Genomic DNA, 14,009 nt, shown 5'->3' with positions numbered 1-14,009 from the left:
TCATGCAGTTGTGGCACCCGAAATCAGCCGGTTTGCTCCGCTCTGTCAACGACCACAACTGCATGATCGACGCCGCGCTGAGCGTCCAGGGTGGAAGGAGCACGCCCGAAGCGCCGGCGGGCACCCGCGAGGACGGGACGCCCCTGGTCGCCGCCGGCGTGTACCTGCTGACCCGCGAGGCATCCCCGCAGTTCGCCACACCGATCGTGGTTCGGGTGATCCGCGAGCGGACCGACCGGAGCACCTACGACGGTTGGGCGTGGATCGAGGTGTACCAGCTCGATTCCCGTGGCGAGGCGATCGACCGCCGCGAGTTGTACGTACGCCCCGACGGGATGCGCCCCGCGCCGCCGCCCCGACACCGCGCACCGCCCCGACACCGCATACCGGCCCGGCTTGCTGCGGCGAGGGCCGCCCGATGAGCACGCCCGCCCGTGAGCACGTACCGTCCCGCCCGACGTGGCGCTGCCGGGGCTGCGGCATCGCCTGGCCCTGCTCCCCCGCGAAACTGCGCCTGCTCGCCGAGTATCGCAGCAACATTCCCGGCCTCATGATCTACCTAGTGACGTTGCGCGAGGAGGCCATCGAGCAGCTCGCCGAACGCGACCCCGGCACCCGCCTGCCGGACCTGCACCGGCGTTTCACCGACTGGGTTCCGGTCCGCGCTGCGGGCGGCGCTGTCCCGGATGGACGACTCTGATCATTGCGGCGGCGGCTCGATCCACCGCATCGACAGGTGCTGTTAGCATCACCGGCGGACGCGTCCAGCACCCATGAGGATCCGGCGAAAAAATGTCCCCGAACGAGCAGGATCCGTACGTGCTTCTCGGCGTCACCCGGGAAGCGTCGCTGGCGCAGATTCGAGAGCGCTACCTGATCCTCGTGCAGGTCTGGCACCCGGACAAGCATCAATCCAGTCCGGAAAATGTGCGCGACGAAGCGACACGTCAGATGCAGCAGATCAACCGGGCGTACAAACTGCTCACCGACGTCCGGGAACGCGAGACGCGCGAACGCCAGGCCCGCCGGGCCGAGGAACGGGAACGCGCGAAACGCCAGCAGGCTGACGGTGGGCAGCGGGCCCAGGACTGGGCCGCCCAGCAACGCGAGGCACGCGCACAGGAAGCCCGGGAGCGTGCGGCACACGAACAGCGGGCCCGGGAACACGCCGCGCGTGAGGCCCGTGAGCAGGAGGCCCGCGAACGCGTGACCCGCGAGCGGGCGGAGGCCGAACGTCTGGCGCAGATGCGCGAGCGGGAAGCACGCGAGCATCAGCATCCCAGCGCCCGGTGGACCCACCCCTGGTACGAGCCGGCTAATCTGCCGGGACCGCTGACCATCGACCCGATAGCCGTCTCATTGGCGGATGGCGCCGCGGGTTACACGCTGTTGGCTCGATCCGAGGGCCAGGGGTCCGTGGTCTTCTTTCCCGGCGCCGACGGCGAACTGCTCCTTTTCCGCTCCACGGAGACGCTCCACCGATACCTGACCGAGACGGGGAGCCACGAGTTGGCCGGCGTTCCCGGTTGGGACGACTTCATGAACTCCATCCTGAAGAACGGAATCAGCGCCGACGACGACCGGTCGTTCGATTTCGGCCTGATTCTCTACAACATCAGGCGTCCGGTGACCGACTGGGTTCCTCGACTCTTCATCACCAACCGCGATCTCATCATGGAGATCGCGGAGGCCTTCCAGATTGCCGACGTGCTCGGCCTGTTGAGCGCAGGCTCAGCAATCGACACGCTCGACGACCTGATGCGGATCGTCGACCGACCACTCGCCGGATGGGGCGCGCGCCGTCGGCTCGAGACCATGGACTCGGGGTCGGCGAGTACCGCGTGGCGCAAGATGATCCGCCAGGTCGAGAAACGCGTACGGTGGCTGCGGTGAGCGCCCGGCCCGGCCTCGTCACCGCCCTGCGTCGGTGTTGCCGGCCCGGATGGACCGGGCGGTCGGCAGGAGCGACTCGCTGAACTCCGGGAGCGTCAGCACGCTTACCGCGACACCGGGCTCCACGAGCCAGAACGCCTGGACTCCGTCGTGCAGACCGGCGCTGTCATCGTGCTGGAACTCGCTCAGGTGCCACTCGGCGGGGTCGCGTTCATGATACTCGCGGAGGAAGTCCCGTAGCGCGGTCAGGTCGACAAGCCGCTCCCCGCGCAGCACGTGGACCCGCAGATCCACCCGATGGCCGTCGGGCGTCTGTCGCTCCCAGACCCGGCTGGCGAGCCGTACGTCGTCCCACTCGGAGGCGAAGTCCGACACCTCGTCGCCGACACCGGCCGGCACCTGCCCGATCCGGAAGCCGTCGAGCATCCCTCCGTCACGCGTCTCGTCGCTGCTCATCCCACCGCCTCGATCGGATTCCGCTGGCCAGAATCAGTTACCCAGCGCGCGTACCTTGGCGATCGTCTCCTGGACGTGCTGCCGGGCGGGCTCGTGCCCCTGGGCCGCCTGGGCGAGCGCCTGCCGGTACGAGTCGATCATGTTGATCAGTGGCCCGGCGGCGATCCCCTGCAGGGCACCGGCGACGAGTTGGCGCGCCTCGGCCGCGTCCTGCGCCGCCGCCGCTGTCTTCGCCTTCGCCTCGTCCAGTTTCTGTGCCGCCGCCGCCAGCCTGGCGATCATCTCCGCTGCGCTCACACGCCCTCCCCACGATCGCACCACACAGGCGTCGCCACTTCCACACGAGCAGCAACCACACAGGAGGGTACGAGATCCACACATGCACCGCGACCACCCGAGCGCCCCGCGCCGCCGACGGCGGGTACGTCTGTCGCCGCCCCGGCGACCACAACCGCACCCGGCATCGCCCCGACCCGCCGGCCGCCCTGCCGAGGCCGATCCGGTGGACCGGCCGACGCGGAGGTCAGCGCATGGCGCGGAAGAGCAGCAGGTAACCGCAGTAGGCGAGGGGCACCGCGAGGAAGCAGAGCAGGAACCCCAGGACCGGATGGCGCGGCGGGGTGGCGGCGCCCACGGCGGGCCGCCCCCAGCGGCCGAGCACCAGCCAGCCGCCGATCAGCGCCATGGCGGGCAGGCCGGCGAGCATCCAGGCGAGCAAGGTAACCAACCCGACCACGCCAAGGCTCCAGCCGAACGCCAGGACCAGCAACAGCAGCACCGCGACACCGGCGGCACCGGCGTAGACCGCGACCGCTCGGGCCCGCGACGACCACGTCGGCAGCAGCGCCGGCTGCTGGGCGAGCAGTTCAGCCTGCTGCCCGTGCCGGTCGGCCTCGTCGGCCCAGCGCCGGGCCAGTTCCAGCTCCGTCGCCGGGTCGACCTCGCCCGCACGCGGGCTCGGCACCCCCGCCGCCGTCGTGCTCACCGCCACCGGCAGCGCCGGGGCCGGCTGTCCCACCCCGGCCGGGGGGTACGCCCCGACGCCCGGCCGCCCCGGCGCGGCGGCTGCGCCGCCGGCCGACCCCGTCCCCGGTCCGGTGGCGGTGACCGGGGACCCCGGCGGACTCAGCGGCCGACCAGCCGGCCCGGACACCGGAGCCGCGCTCCACGCAGGACCGGGCGGGGCCGGCGGGCCGGACACCTGTGCACCGGGCGGGGCCGGTGGGCCGGACACCTGTGGTGCACCGGCAGGCGGCCCGCCGGGAGGGAAGCCGCCCGGCCCGGCCGCAGTCGGTGCCGGGCCGCCCGGCGCGACGCCGATGGCGCGGCCGAGGTGGTCGAGGCGCTGCCCCTGGGCGATCAGCCGCCGGTCCAGGTACTCCACCGCGGCGCCGAGATCCCGCTGCCGTTCGGCTTCGGCAGCGGCGCCCTGCTCACCGGCGCGCTGCTGCACGGCGAGGTGGCGGGCCAGCGCCGCGTACTCGTCGAAGGTGGACACGCCTCACTCCTGCCCGTCGGAAGGGTGACCGTCGCGGGCGAACGGCACGATCAACCGGACCCGCTGGTCGTGCCGGTCGACAAGCAGCGCCCGATCCGCACGGGGGGTGTACGCGAGGTCGTGCACGCCGAGGTGCAGGCCGAGATCCGCGCCGGGCACGTTCAGCGCGACCAGGCAGGCGACGTCGTCGCGGTTCTGCGTGCCGCCGAGGTCGTCGGCGAGCCGACGCAGGCCGCGCCACCAGCCGAGCAGGTGCACCCCGTGGCCGGGCCCCTGCCGCAGCAGCACCCGCAGGTCGTCGTGGCCGGAGCGGAACGTGGTGGGGTCGCTCTCGCCGAGCAGGCCGGCAGCGGCGTCCATCCCGAACACCACCAGGTAGGCCCGCCCCGCCGACCCGACGTCCGGGCCCGTCGGCGCACCGCCAGAACCCGTAGGCGCGCTGTCCCGGCCGGCCGGCACGGCAGGTGGCGTGCTCGGGGCGCTGTCCCCGGCAGGTGGCGGCGGTGCACCGCCGGGCCGGTGCCTGCCGGCCAGGTTTGTGGCGAGGGTGCTGATCCGGTCCCGCAGGGCGGCGGCGTCGAGTCGGTCCACCCGGTGCCCGGCGGCGGCAAGTGTCGCGGCCGTGTCGTCGGCCGCCGGGTCGGCGGCGGCCACCAGCGCGGCGAGCAGGAAGGTGGCCTCGCCCGGGTGGTGCTGGCGGGCCAGGCTCAGGGTGGCCGCCCGTAGCACCTCGGCCCCGGCGGACGAGGTGCCGACCACGGCCAGATGCCGGCCCGGCGCGGTGTCCATGATGAACAAAGCTGTGGTGCCGTCCACGTCGACCGTCCGGCCGACCAGGGCCAGGGGACGTCGGCCGCCGGGGCGCAACCCGGTGAAGGTGGCGTCCTCCTCGACGTGGGCGCTCTCGTAGCCCCGGAACACCGACGGCGGGCGGGCACCCGCCGGGCGGGCCTGCCACAGCTCGTGGCGCAGCCGGGTCAACTCGTCGGTGGCCGCGTGCGCGTCGGGGAAGCGGATCACGGAGTTCGCGCCGGGTGCACCGGCGGCGGTGTTCACCACGGCCGAGCCGACCGGCAGCGTCGCCGCGGCGTCGTTGAGGTGGTCGAGAACTCCCCCGCCGCCGGGCAGCGCCACCCGCAGGGCGAACTGCCCGAAGACCGCCTCGGCGCGGCCGTAGAGCGCCTCGATCCCCGTGGTGCTCTGGCTGGCCAGCACCAGGTGTACGCCGTAGGAGCGGCCCTTGCGGGCCAGATCCTCCAGCAGGTCCACCGACTCGCGGGCGAGCGGGTCGTTGCCGGCGAGCAGCACGTGGAACTCGTCGATCACGGCGACGATCCTGGGCACGGCGGTGTCGGCGGGCAGGTCGGCGAGCTTCGTGACGCCGTGCCGCTTCAGCGCGGTGGCCCGCCGGTGCAGTTCGCGGCGCAGTTCGCGCAGCACGGCCACGCCGTACTCCCGGTCGCTCTCGATGCCGACGGCGCGGGCGTGCGGCAGCCACGACGGGTCGCGCTCGGTGGGCACGAACTCGGTGAAGCTGACCCCCTCCTTGAAGTCGAGGAGGTAGAGCTGCAACTCGGCCGGAGAGTAGCGGGCGGCCAGTCCGTACAGGACGTCGAGCAGGAAGACCGTCTTGCCCGCGCCGGTACGCCCACCGACCAGCCAGTGCGGGGTGGCGTCGTCGAACGCCATGGTGACCGGGTCACGTCCGACGCGGCCCACCACGGTGCGCAGGCCCGCGCGGGCGGAGACGGTCCAGCGCTGCCCGGGCAGCAGGTCGGCGAAGCCGACCGCCTCGCCGCGTCGGGCCGCCTCGCCCAGGTGGGTGGCGAGCGCGGCGACGGAGGCCGGTGGCGGGTCTCCGTCCAGGATCACCGGCGCGGCCAGGCCGCTGCCGTCGGCGCTGAACGGCGCACCGGGCGGGTCGCCGACCCGGGCGTACCCGTCGGTCAGCCGCAGCACGGTGGTGGCGCCCAGCGGTGGGGCGGACTCCCCCGGCCCGGTCGGCGGCCAGCCGGCGAGCAGCACACAGACGGCGGCGGCCGGACCGGCGTGGGTGAGCGCGCCCAGTCGGGCGGCCTCGCGGGGCGAGGGGATCGACGCGGCAACCAGCACCAGCAGGTCCTGGTCCGGTCGGTCGGCCTGCCGGGCGGCGCGGGCGTGCTGTTCGGCGGCGTCGAGCAGGGCGGCGACCTCGGCCTCGGTGGTGGCCGGCGGGTCGACGACTCCGGCGTCGAGAAGTGGTCGCATTGGACCGAATGTCGCGCCGAGCGCCGCGGTGTCCAGCGCGGCGACCCGGACGCCGCCGGGCGCGGCGGTGGCCAGCAGTCGCAGCACCAGGGCCCGCAGCAGCCCGGCGACCGCCGGGTGGCGGGCGTCGCCGTCGATCGCCAGATGGTGCCCGGCGCCCAGGGGCAGCAGGACCGGGAAGCCGCCGCCGGCGGTGACGGCCTCCCCGACGCGTACCGGAACGGGCTGGCGGGCCAGCGGGGTGCCCGGGATCGGGGTGGCCAGCGCGGTGCCGACCCGGGCCAGCCGGCCCAGCAGGTCGGTGTCGACCACCGGGGCTGACGGCGTGGTGGCGTTCAGCGCGGTGCGGGCGGATTCGAGGTGGGCGCGTGCGGCCCGGTGGGCGGCGACCGCCTGCTCGTACGTCGACGCGAGCCTGCCCACACCCCTGCCCTTCACCGCCGAGCGCCGCCTGGTCGCAGAAACCCTAACGGACGGCGGCGACACCGGCACGTGTCCGAACCGGACGTGTCGGTCCGCCGGGTCACCCGGTCGCGACGCACGGCGGCCGACGGTCCGAACCGGACCGTCGGCCGCACCGCACGGTCAGCCGGTGACCGCGTTGAGCGCGGGCAGGTAGCCGTAGCGGTAGCCGTCGGCGTTCGGGTGGTACGCCTCGATGACCCCGGTGACGTCCCGGATCCACGGCTGGGCGCCGCAGACGCCGTGGCCGGCGAAGGTGGGTCGGGTGTCGGCGAAGGTGGCGCCGGCCGCGGCGGCCCGGTCGGCGGTCACGGTGGCGAGGACGTCGGCGGCCTCGTTGAGGATGGTGCGCTTGTAGGTGCTCATGGCCAGCAGTCCGCAGTAGCGGGTCTCGAACAGCCGTGGGTAGCCGAGCACGATCAGTCGGGCGTTGGGCGCCCGCTCCCGGATGGCGGCGTAGGTGCGGTCCAGCCGGGCCGGCAGCGTGCCGGTGGCGAACGCCTTCGCCGCGTTCACCGCGTTGGTGCAGGTGGAGGTGCTGCCGAAGCGGCAGTCGGTCATCACGTCGGCGAACCCGGCGTCGTTGCCGCCGATCGTGATGGTGACCATCGTGGTGGTGGCGGAGAGCGAGCCCAACTGGTTGTTGAGCACGTCGGCGGTGACCGCGCCGCCGCAGGCGGGGAACCGGAAGCTCGCCACGTCGTTGGCGGCGGCCCACAGCGGGGCGTACGACTTCTGGCTGCGCAGGCAGGTGGACAGGTCGTACGGCCCGGCACCGACGCCGGAGGAGTACGAGTCGCCGAGGGCGACGTAGTGGATCGGGGCGGCGGCCTGGGCGACGCCGGGGACGGCCAGCGCGCCGACAGCGGCGGTGAAGAGGGCGACCAGCGCGGTCAGGGCGCGGGCCAACGGACGGTGTGGCATGACGGACCTCCACGGGGGTGGTGGTGGAGCCCGAGAGCCGCGCGCGAGGCCAAGGGTTGTTACTGGTCGGTAATGCTATCGAAACAGTTGGATAAAGTGAATAGCCGTTAAGGTGCCGGACCCGACGAGGCCGCGTCCGCGCGGTCGTCCCGCGTGGACGCGGCCTCGTGCGGACCTCGTCAGCAGCTGGCGGTCAGCGCGCCGCCAGGGGTTGGCTGGCCGGGTGGACCGGTGCCGGCAGGGCGCCCACGCCGTCCAGGTACGTGTGGATCGCCGCGGCGGCGGCCCGACCCTCGGCGATCGCCCAGACGATGAGCGACGCGCCCCGGTGCATGTCACCGGCGACGAAGACCCCGTCGGCCTCGGTCTGCCAGTCCGCCCGGGAGTCGACAGCGCCCCGCGGGTTACGGGCCACCCCGAGCTGCGCCAGCAACGGCTGCTCCTCGGTGCCCTCGAAACCGATCGCCAGCAGCACCAGGTCGGCGGGCAGTTCCCGTTCGGTGCCCGGCACCACAGTGACGATCCGCCGGCCGTCGCGCTTCTCCACGCTCACCTCGGCGATCCGCACCGCCCGCACCGCACCGCTGCCGTCGTCGACGAACTCCTGCACCGCCACCGCGAAGACCCGCTCACCGCCCTCCTCGTGGGCCGGGTACTCCCGCAGGATCCACGGCCACGTCGGCCACGGGTCGCGGCCCTCGTCCCGGCCGCGCGGCGGCTGCGGGTACAGGTCGAGCTGGTGCACGCCGGCCGCGCCCTGCCGGTGCGCCACGCCCAGGCAGTCCGCCGCGGTGTCACCCCCGCCGATGATGACCACGTGCTTGCCGGCCGCGTCGATGGGCGTACCGTCCGGGAGGGTGGCCGGCGCGGGCCGGTCCTCGCCGGCCGCCGCGACCACCCGGTTGGCGGCCACCAGGTGCGCCATCGCCTGGTGTACGCCGCGCAGCTGCCGGCCCGGGGTGTCGGTGTCGCGGCCCTGCAACGCACCGCAGGCCAGCAGCACCGCGTCGTGCTGGGCACGCAGCTGCTCGGCGGTGATGTCGACCCCGACGTTCACCCCGGCCCGGAAGACGACACCCTCGGCGCGCAGTTGCGCCAGCCGGGCGTCGATGTGGCGCTTCTCCAGCTTGAAGTCGGGGATGCCGTACCGCAGCAGGCCGCCGATCGCGTCGTCGCGCTCGTACACCGTCACCGCGTGACCCGCGCGGGCCAGTTGCTGCGCGGCGGCGAGCCCGGCCGGGCCCGAGCCGACCACGGCGACCGACCGGCCGGAGGACACGGGTGCCGGTCGGGGGGTCAGTCCCCGGGCCCCGGCCGCGTCGGCGATCTCCACCTCGACCTGCTTGATGGTCACCGGCGCGCCGCCGGCGATGCCGAGCACACACGCCGCCTCGCAGGGCGCCGGGCAGAGCCGGCCGGTGAACTCGGGGAAGTTGTTCGTGGCGTGCAGCGACTCCACCGCCGCGTCCCAGTTGCCGGTACGGACCAGGTCGTTCCAGTCCGGGATGCGGTTGCCCAACGGACAACCGTCGTGGCAGAACGGGATGCCGCAGTCCATGCAGCGGGTGGCCTGCTCGCGGATCAGTCCCTCACCGGCCGGCGGGTAGACCTCCCGCCAGTCGCTGATGCGCACCGGCACGGGCCGGCGGGCCGGCAACCGCCGGCCGTAGCGCAGGAAACCGTTCGGGTCAGGCACGAGCCACCTCCTGGGCGACCGCCCGCGGGGCGGGCGTTACCGACGCGGACGAGCCGGCGGCCGGCTGGGCCGGTGCCGCCAGGGCGCTCATCACCGCGTCGTCGACGTCCTGGCCGGCGGCTTCGGCGGCCCGCATGATCTCCATCACCCGGCGGTAGTCCCGGGGCACCACTGCGGTGAACTCCTCCACCGCCTCCGGCCAGCGCTTGAGCAGCTGCTCGGCAATCGCCGAGTCGGTCTCGGCGAAGTGCCGCTGCACCAGCTCGTGCAGCCGGGTCCGTTCCGCCTCGCTCGGAGCGGACAGGTCGACAAGTTCGGTGTTGACCCGACGTCGGTCGAGGTTCCAGACGAACGCCGTACCGCCGGACATCCCGGCGGCGAAGTTGCGGCCGGTCGGGCCGAGCACCACCACGGTGCCGCCGGTCATGTACTCGCAGCCGTGGTCGCCGACCCCCTCGACGACAGTCACCGCGCCCGAGTTGCGGACCGCGAACCGCTCTCCGACCCGGCCCCGCAGGAAGACCTCACCGGCGGTGGCGCCGTACAGGATGGTGTTGCCGGCGATGATCTGGTCCTCGGCGCGCTCGCCCGCGTCGGCGTCGGCGGCCACGAACGGCGCCGCCGGGTCCGGCCTGACGACCAGCCGGCCACCGGAGAGTCCCTTGCCGACGTAGTCGTTGGCGTCGCCGTGCAGGCGCAGGGTCACCCCGCGCGGCAGGAACGCACCGAAGGACTGCCCGGCGGTGCCGCGCAGGGTGAACTCGATGGTGTCGGCGGGCAGTCCCGCGCCACCGTGGCGACGGGTGACCGCACCGCCGAGCATCGCGCCGACGCTGCGGTGCTCGTTGCGGATCGCCACCTCGGCCCGCACCAACGGGACCGACCCGTCGGGCCCGACAGGACCCAGGGCCGGCGCGGCGAGAGCGATGAGGTCGTTGTCCAGCGCCAGCTCCAGGCCGTGGTCCTGGGCGCGTACGCCCCGGCGGGCCGCACCCTCGGGCAGCTCCGGCAGGTGCAGCACCCGACCGAGGTCGAGCCCGCCGGCCTTCCAGTGCTCGACCGCCGGTGCGAAGTCGAGCAGCTCGGTACGCCCGATCGCCTCGTCGATGCTGCGCAGGCCCAGCTCGGCCAGGTAGCCGCGGATCTCCTCGGCGAGGAACAGGAAGAAGTTCTCCACGAACTCCGGCTTGCCTGTGTAACGCTCACGCAGCACCGGGTTCTGGGTGGCGATACCCACCGGGCAGGTGTCCAGGTGACAGACCCGCATCATGATGCAGCCGGAGACGATCAGCGGCGCGGTGGCGAAGCCGAACTCCTCGGCGCCGAGCAGCGCCGCGACGATCACGTCCCGACCGGTCTTGAGCTGCCCGTCGACCTGCACGGTGACCCGGTCCCGCAGCCTGTTGAGCAGCAGCGTCTGCTGTGCCTCGGCCAGCCCCAGCTCCCACGGGGTGCCGGCGTGCTTGAGCGAGTTCAGCGGGGACGCGCCGGTGCCGCCGTCGTGGCCGGAGATCAGGATGACGTCGGCCTTGAGCTTGGCCACCCCGGCGGCCACGGTGCCGACACCGACCTCGCTCACCAGCTTCACGTGCACCCGGGCGGCCGGGTTTACGCACTTGAGGTCGTGCACCAGCTGGGCGAGGTCCTCGATGGAGTAGATGTCGTGGTGCGGCGGCGGCGAGATCAGACCGACGCCCGGGGTGGCGTGCCGGGTACGGGCGATCCACGGCCAGACCTTGTTGCCGGGCAGCTGCCCACCCTCGCCGGGCTTGGCCCCCTGCGCCATCTTGATCTGGAGGTCGTCGGCGTTGACGAGATATTCGCTGGTGACCCCGAACCGACCGCTGGCGATCTGCTTCACGGCGGAGCGCCGGGCCGGGTCGTGCAGCCGCTCGACGTCCTCCCCGCCCTCACCGGTGTTGGACTTGCCGCCCAGCCGGTTCATCGCGATGGCGAGGGTCTCGTGCGACTCGGCCGAGATCGACCCGTACGACATGGCGCCGGTGGCGAACCGCTTGACGATCTCGCTGGCCGGCTCGACCTCCTCGATCGGCACCGGCGGCAGCACCCCGCCGCGCAGCCGGAACAGCCCGCGCAGCGAACCCGCCCGCGCGGCCAGCTCGTCGACCTTCGCGGTGTACTCGCGGAAGACGTCGTACTGCCGGGTGCGGGTGGCGTGCTGGAGCAGGAAGACCGTCTCCGGGTTGAACAGGTGCAGCTCACCCTCGCGACGCCACTGGTACTCGCCGCCCACCGGCAGCAGTTCGACCGACTCGGCGCCGGGCGCCGGCCAGGCCAGCGCGTGCCGGGCCGCCACCTCGGTGTGGATGCCGTCCAGCCCGACGCCGCTGATGGTGCTCGGGGTGCCCCGGAAATACCGCTCGACAAGTCGGGTGTGCAGCCCGACCGCCTCGAAGACCTGCGCACCGCAGTACGACGACACGGTCGAGATGCCCATCTTGGACATGATCTTCAGGACGCCCTTGCCGAGCGCCTTGACGTAGTTGCGGATCGCCGTCCTCGGCTCGACGCCGACAAGCGCCCCCGTGGAGATCATGTCCTCGACCGACTCGAAGGCGAGGTACGGGTTGACCGCGGCGGCGCCGTAGCCGATCAGCACGGCCGCGTGGTGCACCTCGCGGCAGTCGCCCGACTCGACGATCAGCGCGACCTGGGTCCGGGTCTGCTCCCGCACCAGGTGCTGGTGCACCGCCGCGGTGAGCAGCAGCGACGGGATCGGGGCCAGGTCGGCGTTGGAGTCCCGGTCGGAGAGCACCAGGATCCGTACGCCGTCCTCGATGGCCTCGGAGACGTGCCGGCAGATCTCGGTAAGCCGGGCCTTTATCCCGGCGCCGCCGTCGCGGATGCGGTAGAGCCCGGAGACCCGCACCGCCTTGAACCCGGGCAGGTCACCGTCCTCGTCGATACAGAGGATCTTCGCCAGCTCGTCGTTGTCGATCACCGGGTAGGGCAGCACGATCTGCCGGCAGCTCGCCGGGCCGGGATCGAGCAGATTGCCCTCCGGGCCGATGGTGGTGGCCAGGCTGGTCACCAACTCCTCCCGGATCGCGTCCAACGGAGGGTTGGTGACCTGGGCGAACAGCTGATGGAAGTAGTCGTAGAGCAGCCGTGGCCGGGTGGACAGCGGGGAGATCGGGGTGTCGGTGCCCATCGAGCCGATCGGCTCCACACCGGTACGCGCCATCGGCGCGAGCAGGATCTTCAGCTCCTCCTCGGTGTAGCCGAAGGTCTGCTGGCGGCGGCGTACCGAGTCGTGGGTGTACACCACGTGGTCGCGGGCCGGCAGGTCGTCCAGCTCGATCAGCCCGGCGTGCAGCCAGTCGGCGTAGGGCTGGGCGGCGGCCAGCTCGGTCTTGATCTCGTCGTCGTGCACGATCCGCCCGGCGACGGTGTCGACCAGGAACATCTTGCCCGGCTGGAGCCGACCCTTGGCCACCACGGCGGCCGGGTCGAGGTCGAGGACGCCCGCCTCGCTGCCCAGCACCACCAGACCGTCAGCGGTCTGCCACCAGCGACCCGGACGCAGACCGTTGCGGTCGAGCACCGCGCCGACGATCTCACCGTCGGTGAAGGCGACCGAGGCCGGACCGTCCCACGGCTCCATCAGGCTGGCGTGGAACCGGTAGAAGGCGCGCTTGTCGGCGCGCATGTCGGGGTCGTTCTCCCACGCCTCGGGGATCATCATCAGCACGGCGTGCGGCAGGCTGCGCCCGGCCAGGTGCAGCAGCTCCAGGACCTCGTCGAAGTTGGCCGAGTCGGAGGCGGCCGGGGTGCAGACCGGGAAGACCCGCCGGATGTTGCCCGGCAGGTCGGGCGTCCGCAGCAGCGCCTCGCGGGCCTGCATCCAGTTCCGGTTGCCCCGGATGGTGTTGATCTCGCCGTTGTGGGCGATGAGGCGGTACGGGTGCGCCAACGGCCAGGACGGGAAGGTGTTCGTGGAGAACCGGGAGTGCACGAGCGCGATGGCGCTGTCCACCCGCTCGTCGGTGAGGTCCGGGTAGAACGCGGGAAGCTGCTCCGGGGTGAGCATCCCCTTGTAGACGAGGGTCCGGCCGGACAGCGACGGGAAGTAGGCCGGCACCCCCCGCTCGGCGGACTCGCGTTCGGCCTGCTTGCGTACGCAGAAGGCGACCCGCTCCAGCTCGATACCGCTCAGCGACGCGCCGGCCGGACCGGCGGGGGTGTCGGTGAGCCGTTTCGCGGCGAGGAAGACCTGTCGGACCCGCGGCATCGCCGCCAGGGCCGTCTCGCCGAGGTCGCTCGGGTCCACCGGGACGTCCCGCCAGGCGAGCACCTCGGCCCCCTCGACCAGGGCGTACTTCTCGACCACCTGCCGGGCGCGGGCCTCGGCGGTGTCGTCGTCGGGCAGGAAGACCAGACCGGTGGCGTACTCGCCGGCCGGGGGCAGTGGGAACTCGACAACCGCGCGGAGGAACGCGTCCGGCACCTGGATCATGATGCCGGCGCCGTCACCGGTGTTCGGTTCCGCGCCCCGGGCACCCCGGTGGTCCAGCCGGCACAGCGCACCGAGGCCGTTGGCGACCACGGTGTGCGAGCGTCGGCCGTGCAGGTCCGCCACGAAGGCCACGCCGCACGCGTCATGTTCGTACGCGGGGTCGTGGAGGCCGGCAGGGGACGCTACCTGGCCTTCTCGCGGCGCCGGCTGGGGGCGGTGTGGGTACGCAAGGGCCACCGGGCCTCCTGTCGTCGCTCAGGCATGAACATGGTCGGGACGACGTCGGCCCTGTATCGGACTATTGAGTCTACGTTAGGGCCCAGCCCGCAAGGCCAGTGCAGATTGATCACACCGTC

General features: G+C 72.9%; 10 protein-coding genes. 3 read left to right on the top strand and 7 right to left on the bottom strand.

The annotated features are described in order from the left end of the window. Window positions 1-32: 32 nt before the first annotated feature. The 3 genes from CLT74_RS30590 (at window position 33) to CLT74_RS00400 (ending at window position 1,893) form a co-directional block, all read left to right on the top strand. Window positions 33-422 (top strand): hypothetical protein, encoded by a 390-nt coding sequence (locus CLT74_RS30590; protein ID WP_199172026.1) that lies wholly within the window; start codon window positions 33-35, stop codon window positions 420-422. Next, on the top strand, window positions 419-700 hold the full coding sequence (locus tag CLT74_RS00405; RefSeq protein WP_099844763.1) for a flavin reductase: 282 nt from the start codon (window positions 419-421) through the stop codon (window positions 698-700). Before CLT74_RS30590 ends, CLT74_RS00405 begins: the two co-directional genes overlap by 4 nt. A 92-nt stretch (window positions 701-792) precedes the next feature. Then, a complete protein-coding gene (locus CLT74_RS00400) occupies window positions 793-1,893 on the top strand; it encodes a J domain-containing protein (RefSeq protein ID WP_099844762.1) in 1,101 nt (366 codons plus the stop codon). Between the two features lie 18 nt (window positions 1,894-1,911). On the opposite strand, the gene CLT74_RS00395 is transcribed toward CLT74_RS00400, so the two are convergent. The 7 genes from CLT74_RS00395 to gltB all read right to left on the bottom strand — a co-directional run bounded on the left by CLT74_RS00395 (window position 1,912) and on the right by gltB (window position 13,890). Further along, window positions 1,912-2,349, bottom strand: coding sequence for a hypothetical protein (locus CLT74_RS00395; protein WP_099844761.1), 438 nt, complete (start codon window positions 2,347-2,349; stop codon window positions 1,912-1,914). 33 nt (window positions 2,350-2,382) lie between these two features. Further along, window positions 2,383-2,646, bottom strand: coding sequence for a DUF6244 family protein (locus tag CLT74_RS00390; protein ID WP_099844760.1), 264 nt, complete (start codon window positions 2,644-2,646; stop codon window positions 2,383-2,385). A 226-nt stretch (window positions 2,647-2,872) separates the two neighbouring features. Further along, a complete protein-coding gene (locus CLT74_RS30985) occupies window positions 2,873-3,847 on the bottom strand; it encodes a hypothetical protein (RefSeq protein ID WP_099844759.1) in 975 nt (324 codons plus the stop codon). A gap of 3 nt (window positions 3,848-3,850) precedes the next feature. After that, complete coding sequence (locus CLT74_RS00380; protein WP_099844758.1) at window positions 3,851-6,517, bottom strand: FtsK/SpoIIIE domain-containing protein; 2,667 nt, start codon at window positions 6,515-6,517, stop codon at window positions 3,851-3,853. 162 nt (window positions 6,518-6,679) lie between these two features. After that, a complete protein-coding gene (locus CLT74_RS00375; protein WP_099844757.1) occupies window positions 6,680-7,480 on the bottom strand; it encodes an SGNH/GDSL hydrolase family protein in 801 nt (266 codons plus the stop codon). Between the two features lie 193 nt (window positions 7,481-7,673). Beyond that, window positions 7,674-9,176 carry a glutamate synthase subunit beta gene (locus CLT74_RS00370; protein ID WP_099844756.1) on the bottom strand — a complete coding sequence of 501 codons (1,503 nt, stop codon included), beginning with the start codon at window positions 9,174-9,176 and terminating at the stop codon, window positions 7,674-7,676. Further along, window positions 9,169-13,890 carry a glutamate synthase large subunit gene (gene gltB / locus CLT74_RS00365; RefSeq protein WP_099844755.1) on the bottom strand — a complete coding sequence of 1,574 codons (4,722 nt, stop codon included), beginning with the start codon at window positions 13,888-13,890 and terminating at the stop codon, window positions 9,169-9,171. Before gltB ends, CLT74_RS00370 begins: the two co-directional genes overlap by 8 nt. Window positions 13,891-14,009 lie beyond the last annotated feature (119 nt).

The sequence above is a fragment of the Verrucosispora sp. CNZ293 genome (assembly GCF_002754655.1).
The sequence above is the reverse complement of the archived record's forward strand: the minus strand, read 5'-3'. Positions and strand labels throughout refer to the sequence as shown.

Coding starts and splice junctions, on each gene's coding strand:
- CLT74_RS00405 (WP_099844763.1), top strand. CDS start 419: ATGAGCACGCCCGCCCGTGAGCACGTACCGTCCCGCCCGACGTGGCGC.
- CLT74_RS00375 (WP_099844757.1), bottom strand. CDS start 7,480: ATGCCACACCGTCCGTTGGCCCGCGCCCTGACCGCGCTGGTCGCCCTC.
- CLT74_RS00395 (WP_099844761.1), bottom strand. CDS start 2,349: ATGAGCAGCGACGAGACGCGTGACGGAGGGATGCTCGACGGCTTCCGG.
- CLT74_RS00400 (WP_099844762.1), top strand. CDS start 793: ATGTCCCCGAACGAGCAGGATCCGTACGTGCTTCTCGGCGTCACCCGG.